The sequence below is a fragment of the Cyanobacterium sp. T60_A2020_053 genome (genome assembly GCA_015272165.1).
Lineage (GTDB): Bacteria > Cyanobacteriota > Cyanobacteriia > Cyanobacteriales > Cyanobacteriaceae > Cyanobacterium.
Window position 1 is genome coordinate 1 of record JACYMF010000050.1, and the last position, 13,372, is coordinate 13,372.

The following is a 13,372-nucleotide window of genomic DNA, read 5'->3' on the forward strand; positions in this document are numbered from 1 at the left end:
ACAGTTGTTTCAACCTATCAGAAAATTGCATATCATCCCGCAATGATGCAACGCCAAAAACCTAGATACTTGCGGTAGGGCATACCGTGAGTAAACTGCTTGGGTCGGTAGTCACTTGACGGGGGTTTGAGGAGTAATTCTTGAATCTAGTTAAGTGGCAATGAAGCAAGAATCACCCATTAAATCAAAGATTGTGATGGTGTGAATGTCAATTGGATAAGCGTTATTTATCTAACGGTGATAAATTATCTAATAAAACCTCTCTTTTATTAAATGGTAAATCATTGTTAATGGCTTCGATTTGTTCTTGTTCAGCGATATTAATTTCATCGATATAATGGTGTAAAATCTTGGTCATGCGCTGATTATAAAAACGGTGCATACTGTAATTGGTAGTTGCTGGAAAACCGCGACGGCGTTTGTGAGAGCCTCCAGCGCCCGGATCGTACATCTGTATGCCTTGATTTATTGCCCACTCAATGGGCTTATAGTAACAGGTTTCAAAATGTAGGGAATCATATTCATCTAAACTGCCCCAGTAGCGCCCGTAAAGATTGTCACCTTTGCGAATACAAAATGACATACCGACGGGATTATGTTCATTTTCTCCCTCTCGGTGTGCCACGACTAACATTAAACGATGGCTATAAATGGGATAAAGTTGCTCAAAAAATTTTTTAGTTAAGTATTTACTACCCCAATAAAATTTATCGCAGGTATTACTATAAAAACGATATATATAAGGGTAGAGATAATGGGGGATTTCTTCTCCTACCAAATTTTTGGTAACTAAACCAGCAGTGTTAACGGTTTTGCGTTCTTTTTTGATATTTTTGCGCTGATTTGAGTTAAACATTTTCAAGTAATCATCAAAGTTTTGAAAATCTCGATTTGACCAAATATAGCCGTGATGTTGCCAAGTGGTGAAGCCAAATTGTGCTATGATTTTCTGCCATTGAGGATCAACAAATAAAAAATTACATCCTGAAAGGTGATTTTTTGCACAAAAATGATCAATAGCATTAACCATTATTTCTGTAATAGCTAATTCATCTTCTCCCGAAGCGATTAGGAAACGATAACCCACCGCCGGAGTAAAGGGAGTCATCCCCAACAATTTGGGGTAATATTCGATACCTAGACGATAGGCTAAATCTGCCCATTGATTATCAAAAACAAACTCACCATAACTATGCCCTTTGACGTAGAGGGGCGCTCCTCCCACTAGACTATTACCCTTCCACACGGTAAGATGATAGGGTTGCCAACCGGCGCGCGCCTGCACACTACCAGAAGTTTCTAAATTATGTAACCATTCCCATTCTAGGAAAGGAGTAGGGAGGGGTAATGCCATGTCATCCCATGCTGATTGGGGTATTTCCGCCATTTTTTGGTGCCAACGGATTATATACTCTGAAGTGGGGGAAGATGAAAAAATTTTGTTGAGCATGATCTTTTCAGCAAGAATACCCATACCATTATAGTGGCATTTCCTTAAAGTTACTTAATATTTATGGTGGAACAATAAACTTTTAAACATCTACCAATTTACCCGTGATATATTTGTGTAAAATGCTGGAAATAAGACTTTGGTAGGTGATTCCTTCCTGAATTGCTTTTGTTTCTATCATCTCCAAATCAAGAGAAGATAGCATTAGAGTTCTTTTATGGAAGTTGCCATGGCATATTCTTTTATGTTTTCAAGGCGTTTAGGATTACCGACTGAAAGCCATTCATCATTTTCAAATGATTTTAATAAGTCTTTTTCATCTTGATTCAAATTACTCATTAGCACCTCTCCTTAGATAATATTTAGTAGCTTTACGAGATGGAATAATAGTTTTGAGAAATATCTCTTGTCGTGTTTCTATATTCCATCTGATTCGTTTCATCCTTCGGATAGTGATTTGACCTTATTTTTGTCCTAATTGTTGTAGTATAGCCCAGCGCCCGTCAACCAAGTTATTATCGTTAGGGATGGGGGGAGGGGCGCAGTTTTCATTATTACATAGCTGTCGCAACGGTAAAGCAAGGGATAACTGCTCATAAATCCACTCTTGCACCTCAAAATAACCATCAGGGGGTAAACTTTCACATAAATCATCCCCAGTGATTTCCCTTTCAAGGGGGAATTTTTCCTCATTCACCAAATCATTATTAAGCCAAATAATCTCAGAAGTATCTACTTCCAAACGATGGTTAAAAGTCTGTAAACAACGGTCACAGGTTAAAGTTAAAATAGCATCAGCCTGTAACTCTATCTCCAGAAAACCACCCCGATGAAACACCGCCAAAGTGCCTTTAACAGGTGTTAAGGTGTTTAAGCCCTTAAAATTTTCCTTAAAAGTAAATTTATCAGTATGCTGGGGCATTTTCAGCAGTTGGGGAATATATATTTTATCCATGCTTCCTCTTTCTTCTCACTCTTTCTGAATTTTAACCGTTTTTGGTCTTATTTAACTGACGTTACGCACTGATTCAAATGTCAGGTTAAGGGAGGTTTCAGGTAGCAGGTTTCAGGTTTAAAACCCTTCCCTCCATAGACTCTTGTACAAGAAAAGATCAATAAACATAAGTTTCTTGTCAATTCTTTAACCTAACACCCGACACCAACAATTAATTCCATTTTTGCGTAACATTAGTTATTTAAAAAGGATTTCGATTTATTCAGCAAACCCTAATTATCAATTGTCCATTATCCATTGTCAATTGTCCATTACCTAATTACCCAGCGCCCTTCACCGTAACAATACCATAGGCGTGAGGGGTCAAATATTTTACAGAGGCTTCTTGAATATCAGCAACCGTTAAACTACGAATTTGATCGGCATAGGTAAAAGCCGGTTGTAAATCTCCCATTTGAGAATAATAGTAACCATAAAGATTAGCTATATCACTGGGTTTTTCATTATGAAAAATGAATTGATTTGCCACTAAAGTTGATACTCTTTGTAACTCTTTTTGATTAACTCCATTATTTTGAATATCTTTAATGTGAGTGATAATTTCCTCCTCTACTTGTGCTAAATTTTCTTGATTTAACTGACAAGCAACAGAGAAAACCCCTTGAATTTTATGAGTCATATTATTAGCAGAGATACTTTTGACGAGATGACGAGTTTCCCTCAAATCACGATATAAACGGGATAACTTACCCTGCCCTAAAATCACCGCTAACACGTCTAAAGCTAAAGTCTCTCGAAAATTATTTAAACCCGGCGCGCGCCACATCATCATTAAGCGTGACTGTTGTAAACTAACGTCAGTATAATCATCCCTGACAATTGTTTGAAACGGTAACTCAGGAATATGATTAACTGGATGGGGTGAAGGTTGAGAAGATAAATGCCGACAATTTTTCTCCACAACAGCAGTTAATTCCTCAACTGGTAAATTTCCCACCGCATTCACCGTCATAGCTGAAGGTTGATACCAACTATGATGAAAATCTGCCATTTGTTGACGAGTGATATTTCCTACCACCTCTTGAGTGCCAAGAATAGGGCGAGAATAGGGTAAATTGGGAAAACAAATCTTCATACCCCTTTCAAACACTAAACGACGGCGATTATCCAGCGCCCTCCGAATTTCCTCTAAAACCACTAATTTTTCTCGTTCAAATTCAGCTAACGGTAAACTAGGATTAAGCACTAAATCTAGTTGGAGGGGCGCTAATTCTGCTAAATCTTGGGGGGCGCAGGTAACATAAAAATGAGTATATTCTTGACTAGTGGCCGCATTAGTAACAGCGCCCTTCCCTTCCACAATGCGCTCAAACTCTCCTCCCATTAACCTTTGACTACCTTTAAAGATCATGTGTTCTAAAAAGTGAGCCATACCATTGATATGATCGGTTTCCAGCAAAGAACCAACATTAAACCAAACATTAAAATTAATAGCATCAACCGGCATTTGCTGGGCGATGATGGTTAAACCATTAGATAACTTGGTAATGGTAGGGGTGCTGGATTGTGTCTGCTTAACAATGGTTAAGGTCATGGGAAGTAATTAATATTGCTTTACCTTTTCATTCTAAATGATTATTATTAAGAATAAGTAGGGGTTGAACAATGTTCAACCCATTATCAATTATCAATTGTCAATTATCCATTGTTAAGACCTTGTTTTTTCTGCCCAAATTCGAGTAGATAAACCCCAAACATAGATAAAACCTTCCGCCGCCTTATGATCAAATTGATCATCCATGCCATAGGTAGATAACTCCGCATCGTAGAGAGAATAAGGAGAAGTTCTACCGACAATAGTAGCATTACCTTTAAAGAATTTAATTCTCACCGTACCGCTTACCCGTTTTTGAGTTTCCTCAATCAAAACATCTAAAGCATTTTTCAAAGGACTATACCATAAACCCTCGTAAATCATGCGGCTGTAAGTATCCTCGATGTGTGCCCGTTTATAATGGGTGACATCGCTAGTGAGGGTTAAACTTTCCAAATCTTCATGGGCTTTAATTAACACCAATAAAGCCGGTGCTTCATAAATTTCCCTTGATTTAATCCCAACGACACGATTTTCGATCATATCAATTCTGCCTACCCCGTGATTACCAGCAATTTCATTAACTTTAGTAACAAAGGCGACGGGCGCTAGAGTTTCTCCATCCACAGCCACAGGAGTGCCTTTATCAAAAGTAATTTCCACATATTGAGGCTCATTGGGGGCATCCATCACCGACTTAGTGAGAGCATAAATTTCCTCTGGTGGTTCAGTCATCGGGTCTTCTAAAGGTCCAGCTTCAATACTGCGTCCGAGAAGATTGCAATCTATACTAAAAGGTGAAGATTTTTTGACGGGAGCTTCAATGCCGAATTTTTCCCCGTAGGAAATAGCATCTTCTCGACTCATGCCCCATTCTCTGGCGGGCGCTAGAATTTTAATATTAGGATTAAGTGCCGTAATACCCAAATCAAAACGCACTTGATCATTACCCTTCCCTGTGCAACCGTGCGCTACAGCATCCGCACCAGATTCCTCAGCTGCCTTGACCAATAATTTGGCGATGAGGGGGCGCGCTAACGCCGTCGAGAGAGGATAACGATTTTCATACAGTGCATTAGCTTTGATGGCAGGAAAAGCATAATTAGTGACAAATTCTTCCGTTGCATCGATCACCAAAGACTCAGAAGCACCGCAACGATAGGCTTTCTCTTTAATTGGTTCTAATTCTTCCCCTTGACCTAAATCCGCAGCTAAGGTGATTACTTCTTTAACACCCCACTCGTTTTTTAAGTAAGGAATTGCTACAGAGGTGTCAACTCCTCCAGAATAAGCTAAAACTACTTTATCAGCACGACTCATAAAATTACCGCAGATAGAACTAAGGCACTATTTTAGCAATAACTGTCTCTTTCGCTCAAACTTAAGTCAAGATTTGCCTATTTTTGATTTATAATTCACGCAAAGACGCAAAGGCGCAGAGGATTTTATTAAGTTTATGGGTTAGTTTTTATGAGAGAGAATGAGATTTCAAGGGTAATTGTTGATGTAGCGTATAACATTCATGTTGAATTAGGTCCGGGTTTATTAGAATCTGTCTATGAAACCATAATGGCTTATGAATTAGATAAACGTGGTTTACAATTTATTAGACAAAAATCAATTCCTATTACTTATAAAAACCTAACAATAGAAGATGCTTTCCGTGCTGATTTGATTGTAGAAAATAAAGTAATAGTTGAACTAAAATCTGTAGAAAAAATTGCCCCAGTTCATAAAAAACAAGTCTTTACCTATCTTAAACTTACGAACAAAAAACTAGGATTACTAATTAACTTTAACACAGAACTAATCAAAGACGGTATTACCCGAATCGTCAATAACCTTTAAACTCTTATGTTTCTCTTCCTTTGCGCCTTTGCGCCTCTGCGTGAGAAATAATTATTCCATGTTATCTTTTTTCCACAAAGCCAAACCTCCGCCTCTCCCCCTTGCGCAAATCAAATTTTCCGTTACTAAAAAATAACTAAAAAATGCTAATTGATTAATTTTTGCTCGATAAAAACTTTCCGTGCTGTTTTCCCCACCCCTAATATTAGTTTGATAGGTTTGCACTCCTAAAATATACATTTTTAGATAATTGAAATCGAATGCTAATATATTCTTTTTTTCTAAATATTTAATGGGACCTTCTACAGAAAATTTTACCAACCCTACATTAACTTGATTGACTACTTTTCCTTGATTAACTTCTTTTTCATCTGAATAATAATTAATAGAGACATTAATAAATTGGGGTAAATAAAAACCTTTACCAATAACGTTACTCCATTTTTTTTTACTTTCTTTTGTCCCTGTAATAAATACTAAATGCCAATTCCCCATTAATTGTTGAAAGTCATATTTGAGTTTATTTTGATGGGCTTGTTTTTCTGCTTCCAGTAAGGCTTGATGGATTGATTCTGCCTTTGGCTTTTTCTGCACTGAAACAGGCTTTTCTCCTATCCCTTGATTTAAAATCTCTAGGTAATTCATATTTTAAAGTTTTTTTATAACAAGGGGATTAAAACCCCCTGCTTTGTCTTTTCATTTCATTGGCTATTTATCACAATTACAGCCTGTGTGGCCACAACCAGCGCCCTCCGTATGTCCATTAGCACAACCGTCACAACAATAGTATTGGTCATTTTTTGCCACTGCTTCACTTAACGTTACAACACAAAGACAAGAAGCACAAGCACATTTCATTTGAGTTACTGTTGTCATTATTAAACCTCAATATCTGTTTTATTGTTCATATATTCATAATAACTGATGAACAGCTATTCAGCAATAATTTGCTTAAATTCTTGCTTATCGTCTTTCTTTTTGCAAAAGTTGATTAAGGGGATAATATAGTAAGGGAGTCCAAAGACTGGTAATAATTGCTGAAGCTAAAGAGTTTTGCTGATATTTTAACCAAATATCCGTTAAAGGTATATCAGTTTGGATACTGTATTGTATGGCAATGACTGTCTCACTCATAATCACCATGCCAAATACAATTAAGAGCATGGAAATAATATCTTCTTTAATATACGCCCCTTGATAAACATTAGCTGTTAGTAAGGCAATTACGATTAAACCGATAATATGAGTAGGGAAACCACCACTCAGACTATCCCACAATAACCCTAAAGAGACACCTGCGACTAAACTTTGCCATAGATTACGTCTAACACTCCATATCACCAGCCACATCAAAAACCAATTAGGGGTTATACCCACCAATCCCATGCCCGATAAACGAGACAACATCAATAAACAACAAAGAATTATCGAACTAACAACGACAACTATAGGTTTAAAGTTTTGACTCATTATTAATAAAAAATTGAAAAAAGACTGATTGTTGTCAAAAAAGACAAAATATGTTTACAATGAGGTTATACGGTTAAATATAATCTCTAAACAAAAACTTAATTTAACCAAAAACCAACAAAAGATTACTCAACAATCATTTTAGTAAAAAAATAAGGATTTTATGGCTCAAAAGCAAGTAATTCATCCCATGGTGAAATTGCAACAAAAGGTAGCTTCGTTGATCAACTCAGAAATTGTTAAGCCCAGTGATAATATTGGTAAAATTTCTCTGCTATTCGGAGATAAATGGGCTTTTCTTAAATCAGAATTAATTGCCTATGGTTTCACTATGCAAGACCCTGTCAGTGATATTCTTGTGGTAGAAACTTGGGATGATTAGGGTGAAAATAGAACTTGATAAACCTTTCTAACAATCGGGCTAGAAGCCCGATATACGCCGACAAAATGCTACTTTCGGGAGATGCCTAAAAACTAGCTCCAATCCTCTTGATCTTCCTTGGCTTTGCGATAAACTTTGCCTTCGGCGTGTATCCGGCGCACTTCACCGAATAACTCATCTTCCCTCATTTCCCATTGTTGCAGGAAAGAATCTAAATCTCTTTGAATATCCCTAGCGCCCGGAAAATTTTGATAACGAATCTTTAAACGTGCTACTTCCGCTAAATTATAATCAGTTTTTCCTCCCATAGAAACTTGCTCTAAAATTCTACGATCGATGTGCGCTAATGGGTGTTGTTGATCCATATTATCGTAAGTATTAAATGATTTTGATAAAGTCTCACGCAGAGACGCAAAGGCGCAGAGTTTTATTCTAAGTGATCCAGTGGACTTGATAGATATAACAAGGGGCTTAAGCTTTTTATCTTCCCTTGTTGTCGTGGCTTTGAGCTAAAAATTATCAATGATAGCTTGAGCAAATTCTGAACATTTTAAAGGAGGCTCAACGGGAGGAGTCATCATCCTTGCCAAATCATAGGTAACTTGACGAGAAACAATAGCTTTACTAATGCCATCACGAATTAAATCAGCCGCTTTCTGCCATCCCATAAACTCCAGCATCATCACCCCTGAAAGAATAACTGAGCCGGGGTTAATGCGATCTAACCCTGCGTGTTTTGGCGCTGTGCCATGGGTAGCCTCAAAAATAGCGCACTTATCCCCAATATTAGCGCCCGGTCCCATACCTAAACCACCCACAATGGCAGCAGCAGCATCGGAAAGATAATCACCATTTAAGTTCATGGTGGCAAGGATAGAATACTCATCAGGGCGAGTTTGAATCTGTTGAAAAATACTATCAGCAATGCGATCATTAACCATTACTTTCTCTTTCCACTTACCGATACCATGGCTTTCACCAATGGTAGCTAATACGGTTTTAATTTCTTCTGCGATAACTGCTTGTTTGTCAGGAGTCAGCGCACTCCACCCGGGTTCAATCAATCGAGCGTTATCTTCAATAGATAGATTAGGATTAGCCTCCACATTACCTAAAATCCATGACTCTCTCTCCGTAATGCAAACATCACGAAATTCCGTTGTTGCCAATTCATAACCCCAATCACGAAAAGCTCCCTCTGTGTATTTCATGATATTACCCTTGTGAACTAAAGTCACCATTTGCTTATTTTTAGGTAACTTCAGGGCATTTTGCATGGCACGGCGCACTAAACGCTGAGAGCCTTTTTTACTAATGGGTTTAATGCCAATACCAGAATCAAGGGGAATTTGCTTATTTTTATGCTCAGGGGTAGCAGGAATCAATTCTTCATTAAGAATTTTAATTAATTTTTGCCCAATTTCTGAACCTTCTTTCCATTCGATACCTAAATAAATATCTTCCGTATTTTCCCGATAAACAATTACATCTAACTTTTCAGGACTTTTATGGGGGGAAGGAGTGCCTTCATAGTAACGGCAAGGGCGCACACAGGCGTATAAATCAAAAATTTGTCTTAAAGCAACATTAAGAGAGCGAATCCCCCCACCCACAGGAGTTGTTAAAGGTCCTTTGATGGCGATACCATATTCTTCAATGGCTTTGAGGGTATCATCGGGTAAATATTGAAATGTGCCATACTTCTCACAGGCTTCATCTCCAGCGTAAACTTTAAACCAACTAATTTCCCGTTTACCGCCGTAGGCTTGTTTAACGGCTTCATTAAAAACTTTTTCGGCGGCGGGCCAAATGTCCACACCTGTGCCATCACCACGAATAAAGGGGATGATGGGATTATCTGGTACGATGGGTTGTCCATTGACAAATTCAATTTTACTACCCTCAGTGGGGGGTGTGATTTTCTCAAACATATTGCGCAGTTTCTCTTAATTAACCTATCTATGGTAGTTTTCAACTTTAGCAAATTTTGTTACTTATTAACATTTTTGCTGTTAGTTTTATGTAAATACCGTGTAATGAATTATATTAACCCCATTAGTAAAGGTGTCAGGTATCGGGTGTTAGGTATTAGGTTTGAAAATTACACCTGAAACCTGCAACCTGAAGCCTGAAACCTAGTCACCTTTGCCCTTTTAATCCATTATTTTTTAATAACAGTGGTAACGTGTAACTCCTTGAGTTGTTTATCATCTACGGTGGAGGGCGCTTCTGTGAGTAAACAACTGGCTTGTTGAGTTTTGGGGAAAGCTATCACATCACGAATAGAGTCTTCGTGCGCTAATAGCATCACTAAACGATCTAAACCGTAGGCGATACCACCGTGGGGTGGTGTACCATATTCAAAGGCTTGGAGTAGGAAACCAAATTTTTCTTCCGCTTCTTCCATAGATAAACCAATGGTTTGGAAAACTTTTTCTTGGATTTCGCGCTGATAAATCCTCAGACTACCGCCACCAATTTCAATGCCATTTAACACCAAATCATAGGCCAGCGCCCTTGCCGTAGTCAAATCATCTAAATCTGAGGGGTGGGGCGCTGTGAAAGGATGATGTAAGGCTTCGTAACGCTTCTCGTCAGCATTCCATTCAAACATGGGAAATTCTGTTACCCAGACGAGGTTTAACTTATCCTCGTCAATTAACCCTAATTGTTTGCCAATCACTTGACGCAATCTATCTAAAGACTTGTTAACGGTGGCAGTATCACCAGCACCAAATAACAATAAATCACCGGCTGTAGCGCCCGTGCGCTTTAATAACTCCTCTTTTTGAGTTTCCGAAAGGTTATCTTTAATAGCGCCGATGGTGTCAATTTCGCCATTTTCCCTCACCCTAATGTAAGCAATACCCTTCGCCCCAGCGATGGTGGCTTCGGTGAATAAATCTCCACCCGGTTTGATTCTCACATTAGAAATCTTCTCGTTACCTTCGGGAATTGGTAAAACTTTAACAATACCGCCGTTTTTAACAGCGCCCGAAAATACCTTAAAACCAGAGTCTGCCATCAAATCCGACACATCGACCAACTCTAAACCGAAACGAGTATCGGGGCGGTCAGTGCCATAACGATTCATCGCTTCTGCGTAGGTTAGACGGGGAAATGGGGTGGGTAAATCAATATTTTTGACGTTTTTGAAGATATGACACATTAACGCTTCATTGAGAGCAATAATTTCTTGTTCACCCATGAAACTCATTTCCATATCGAGTTGGGTAAATTCTGGTTGGCGATCGGCTCTCAAATCTTCATCACGAAAACAACGGGCGATTTGATAATAACGGTCAAAACCGGATACCATTAAGAGTTGCTTAAATAATTGTGGTGATTGGGGTAAGGCATACCATTGCCCTTCGTTTACCCTTGATGGCACGAGATAATCCCTAGCGCCCTCCGGTGTTGACTTAGTTAAAATAGGAGTTTCAATTTCCATGAAATGGGCTTCATCTTCGAGAAAACGGCGCATGGCTTTCACCACTTGATGACGTAGTTGCAAATTACGACTCATTCTTTCTCGTCTTAAATCCAAGTAACGATATTTTAAGCGTAAATCTTCTCGCAAATTTTCTTCTTCCATCGCCACTTGAAAGGGTAACTGTTTGCTGACACTATTTAAAATAGTGATTTCCGTAGCGTAAATTTCTACTTCCCCTGTGGGTAGTTTGGGGTTTAAGGATTCGGGCGGGCGCTGATATACCTTCCCTTTTATTTGTACTACATACTCACTACGCAAAGTGTCAGCATTTTGGTATGAGGTTGGAGTGCGCTGGGGATCACTAACAATTTGTAATATACCTGTTCTATCTCGTAAATCAATAAAAATAACACCGCCATGATCTCGACGGCGATCAACCCAACCACAAACGGTAATTTCTTCGTTAAGATGTTCTCGGCGCACTTCGCCACAATAATTAGTTCTCATCGGTAAGTTAATATTTAGTATAAGCTCTTCAAAATAAGTCAGATAATCAGAAGTTATCTACAAACCCTCTATTGTAGCAGTTGTTCGGAACGCTCGATTATTTTAGTGAGGAGAGGTGTCAGGTATCAGGTAGCAGGTATTAGGTTAAATTTAAACTCTTGACTTATAATAATTGCATTTTTAAAATATTCAAAGCCATACTGATGAAGATTTACATTAATTATTTTTTATTAATTTGTCATCACTACTGTAGGATAGCCAAAACTATTGATACAAATGAGCAATTTATGAAAAATAACCACTTGGCTTAATTCTTTAATTTATAAGCATTTCACCTCATACCTAACACCCGAAACCTGACACCTTCCCTCACTAAAATAATTTTTTATATTCAATTTTTTGATAGAATTATATAATCATCCGAAGATTACACCTGAAACCTGCAACCTGAAGCCTGAAACCTATTCACAACTTTATAAAGCGCACTCCATCTAATGAAGACGATATTTGATAAACTCAATAACTTCTGCTAATCCCTCACCAGTTTTAAGATTAGTAAAAATAAAAGGTTTATCAAGGCGCATTTTTTTAGCATCCCTTGCCATAACCTCTAAACTAGCGCCCACCATGGTAGCCAAATCAATCTTGTTTATCACCAACAAATCAGATTTAGTGATACCCGGACCACCTTTACGGGGTATTTTATCCCCAGCCGCCACATCAATAACGTAGAGAGTTAAATCAACTAATTCTGGGCTAAAAGTTGCCGCCAAATTATCTCCACCACTTTCCACAAAGACTAATTGTAAGTCCAAAAATTGGGCTTCTAACGCTTCAATGGCTTCAATGTTGATAGAAGCATCTTCACGGATAGCGGTATGAGGGCATCCTCCCGTTTCTACCCCTTTGATTCTATCAGCAGTCAGCGCCCGTGACCGTACCAAAAATTGGGCATCTTCTTGGGTATAAATATCATTGGTGACGGCTGCGAGGGAATAATTATCCCTCATATTTTTACATAAAGCATCTAACAAGGCGGTTTTACCTGATCCCACAGGTCCAGCAATACCGATACGATAACTACTCATGTTTGCTACAATAATTTAAAGCTATTCGATTAGTTTACATTAATTACTGGAGGGAAAACTCAAAATTTTCAGCGCCCGTGTGACATTGCAAACAACTACGATGACTTACGGGAGAAGGTAAATCCACTTGAGGATGTAGGGCGAAAAAGTATCGAGATTGTGCCATAAACTTTGGCTCACTTTCATTGGGCAAAAGTGGACGGGAATAATTTTTGAGATATTGCCACATCAACACTTGATTAAAGCGCACGATACCTTCTAGTTGAGTACCATAATGATTACGGGGGTTTTCTAAGATAGTTTGCCATGTTTGGGTAGGTAAGACGGCAGGGGGAATGGGAATATGACAACCGCTACAGCTTTGCAAATATAATTCTTCCCCCGTGCGATAATTACCTGTGGCTTTATCTACTGATTTTGGTAGGGTTTGACCATTAATGAGATGGGACGCACCCCCTCCCAGAAGGGCGCTACAAGCCAGTATAAATCCTATTGTGAGGCTGATTAAGAACTTTTTTGATTTTTTTGTTATCATTGGCTTTTTTCGCTTGTTTGTGCCTTAAAAAGAAAATAAAGTGGCGTAGGGGTTGAACACTGTTCAACCCATCATTAAATTTACCTTTGCCCCTTGCCCTTTCAACTTTG

General features: G+C 38.5%; 14 protein-coding genes and 1 pseudogene. 2 read left to right on the forward strand and 13 right to left on the reverse strand.

What is annotated here, in order from left to right; genetic code table 11:
* Positions 1-223: 223 nt before the first annotated feature.
* From IGQ45_06960 to IGQ45_06980, 5 genes and pseudogenes are all read right to left on the reverse strand, one after another.
* Positions 224-1,450: an N-acetyltransferase gene (locus tag IGQ45_06960; GenBank protein ID MBF2056952.1), complete on the reverse strand. Its 1,227-nt coding sequence runs from the start codon at positions 1,448-1,450 to the stop codon at positions 224-226.
* 82 nt (positions 1,451-1,532) lie between these two features.
* Positions 1,533-1,789 (reverse strand): annotated as a pseudogene (locus IGQ45_06965) (antitoxin).
* A gap of 124 nt (positions 1,790-1,913) precedes the next feature.
* A complete protein-coding gene (locus IGQ45_06970; protein ID MBF2056953.1) occupies positions 1,914-2,405 on the reverse strand; it encodes a DUF177 domain-containing protein in 492 nt (163 codons plus the stop codon).
* A 319-nt stretch (positions 2,406-2,724) separates the two neighbouring features.
* Positions 2,725-3,999 carry an insulinase family protein gene (locus IGQ45_06975; protein ID MBF2056954.1) on the reverse strand — a complete coding sequence of 425 codons (1,275 nt, stop codon included), beginning with the start codon at positions 3,997-3,999 and terminating at the stop codon, positions 2,725-2,727.
* Positions 4,000-4,113: 114 nt separating this feature from the next.
* Positions 4,114-5,319, reverse strand: coding sequence for an argininosuccinate synthase (locus IGQ45_06980; GenBank protein MBF2056955.1), 1,206 nt, complete (start codon positions 5,317-5,319; stop codon positions 4,114-4,116).
* Positions 5,320-5,469: 150 nt separating this feature from the next.
* Here IGQ45_06980 and IGQ45_06985 point away from each other — a divergent pair, with 150 nt between their 5' ends.
* Positions 5,470-5,847, forward strand: a complete 378-nt coding sequence (locus tag IGQ45_06985; GenBank protein ID MBF2056956.1) for a GxxExxY protein — start codon at positions 5,470-5,472, stop codon at positions 5,845-5,847.
* 51 nt (positions 5,848-5,898) lie between these two features.
* Here IGQ45_06985 and IGQ45_06990 read toward each other — a convergent pair whose 3' ends face one another.
* The 3 genes from IGQ45_06990 to mreD all read right to left on the reverse strand — a co-directional run bounded on the left by IGQ45_06990 (position 5,899) and on the right by mreD (position 7,317).
* Positions 5,899-6,477: a hypothetical protein gene (locus IGQ45_06990; GenBank protein ID MBF2056957.1), complete on the reverse strand. Its 579-nt coding sequence runs from the start codon at positions 6,475-6,477 to the stop codon at positions 5,899-5,901.
* 78 nt (positions 6,478-6,555) lie between these two features.
* On the reverse strand, positions 6,556-6,723 hold the full coding sequence (locus IGQ45_06995) for a metallothionein (GenBank protein MBF2056958.1): 168 nt from the start codon (positions 6,721-6,723) through the stop codon (positions 6,556-6,558).
* Between the two features lie 87 nt (positions 6,724-6,810).
* Positions 6,811-7,317 carry a rod shape-determining protein MreD gene (gene mreD, locus IGQ45_07000; GenBank protein ID MBF2056959.1) on the reverse strand — a complete coding sequence of 169 codons (507 nt, stop codon included), beginning with the start codon at positions 7,315-7,317 and terminating at the stop codon, positions 6,811-6,813.
* Positions 7,318-7,480: 163 nt separating this feature from the next.
* On the opposite strand from mreD, the gene IGQ45_07005 reads away from it, so the two are divergent.
* A complete protein-coding gene (locus IGQ45_07005; protein ID MBF2056960.1) occupies positions 7,481-7,699 on the forward strand; it encodes a DUF4327 family protein in 219 nt (72 codons plus the stop codon).
* A 92-nt stretch (positions 7,700-7,791) separates the two neighbouring features.
* Here IGQ45_07005 and IGQ45_07010 read toward each other — a convergent pair whose 3' ends face one another.
* The 5 genes from IGQ45_07010 to IGQ45_07030 all read right to left on the reverse strand — a co-directional run bounded on the left by IGQ45_07010 (position 7,792) and on the right by IGQ45_07030 (position 13,262).
* Positions 7,792-8,064 carry a DUF3288 family protein gene (locus tag IGQ45_07010; GenBank protein MBF2056961.1) on the reverse strand — a complete coding sequence of 91 codons (273 nt, stop codon included), beginning with the start codon at positions 8,062-8,064 and terminating at the stop codon, positions 7,792-7,794.
* Positions 8,065-8,208: 144 nt separating this feature from the next.
* Entirely contained in the window at positions 8,209-9,630 is a 1,422-nt protein-coding gene (locus IGQ45_07015) for an NADP-dependent isocitrate dehydrogenase (GenBank protein ID MBF2056962.1), read from the reverse strand.
* Between the two features lie 230 nt (positions 9,631-9,860).
* On the reverse strand, positions 9,861-11,639 hold the full coding sequence (gene aspS / locus IGQ45_07020) for an aspartate--tRNA ligase (GenBank protein ID MBF2056963.1): 1,779 nt from the start codon (positions 11,637-11,639) through the stop codon (positions 9,861-9,863).
* Positions 11,640-12,130: 491 nt separating this feature from the next.
* Positions 12,131-12,727 (reverse strand): urease accessory protein UreG, encoded by a 597-nt coding sequence (gene ureG / locus IGQ45_07025; protein MBF2056964.1) that lies wholly within the window; start codon positions 12,725-12,727, stop codon positions 12,131-12,133.
* A gap of 43 nt (positions 12,728-12,770) precedes the next feature.
* On the reverse strand, positions 12,771-13,262 hold the full coding sequence (locus IGQ45_07030) for a diheme cytochrome c family protein (protein MBF2056965.1): 492 nt from the start codon (positions 13,260-13,262) through the stop codon (positions 12,771-12,773).
* Positions 13,263-13,372: the final 110 nt, after the last annotated feature.

Excerpts from the sequence above, each read along its gene's own strand:
- ureG (MBF2056964.1), bottom strand. The coding sequence starts at position 12,727 with ATGAGTAGTTATCGTATCGGTATTGCTGGACCTGTGGGATCAGGTAAA.
- IGQ45_06980 (MBF2056955.1), bottom strand. The coding sequence starts at position 5,319 with ATGAGTCGTGCTGATAAAGTAGTTTTAGCTTATTCTGGAGGAGTTGAC.
- IGQ45_07030 (MBF2056965.1), bottom strand. The coding sequence starts at position 13,262 with ATGATAACAAAAAAATCAAAAAAGTTCTTAATCAGCCTCACAATAGGA.
- IGQ45_07015 (MBF2056962.1), bottom strand. The coding sequence starts at position 9,630 with ATGTTTGAGAAAATCACACCCCCCACTGAGGGTAGTAAAATTGAATTT.
- IGQ45_06975 (MBF2056954.1), bottom strand. The coding sequence starts at position 3,999 with ATGACCTTAACCATTGTTAAGCAGACACAATCCAGCACCCCTACCATT.
- mreD (MBF2056959.1), bottom strand. The coding sequence starts at position 7,317 with ATGAGTCAAAACTTTAAACCTATAGTTGTCGTTGTTAGTTCGATAATT.
- IGQ45_06960 (MBF2056952.1), bottom strand. The coding sequence starts at position 1,450 with ATGCTCAACAAAATTTTTTCATCTTCCCCCACTTCAGAGTATATAATC.
- aspS (MBF2056963.1), bottom strand. The coding sequence starts at position 11,639 with ATGAGAACTAATTATTGTGGCGAAGTGCGCCGAGAACATCTTAACGAA.
- IGQ45_06970 (MBF2056953.1), bottom strand. The coding sequence starts at position 2,405 with ATGGATAAAATATATATTCCCCAACTGCTGAAAATGCCCCAGCATACT.
- IGQ45_07010 (MBF2056961.1), bottom strand. The coding sequence starts at position 8,064 with ATGGATCAACAACACCCATTAGCGCACATCGATCGTAGAATTTTAGAG.
- IGQ45_06995 (MBF2056958.1), bottom strand. The coding sequence starts at position 6,723 with ATGACAACAGTAACTCAAATGAAATGTGCTTGTGCTTCTTGTCTTTGT.
- IGQ45_06985 (MBF2056956.1), top strand. The coding sequence starts at position 5,470 with ATGAGAGAGAATGAGATTTCAAGGGTAATTGTTGATGTAGCGTATAAC.
- IGQ45_07005 (MBF2056960.1), top strand. The coding sequence starts at position 7,481 with ATGGCTCAAAAGCAAGTAATTCATCCCATGGTGAAATTGCAACAAAAG.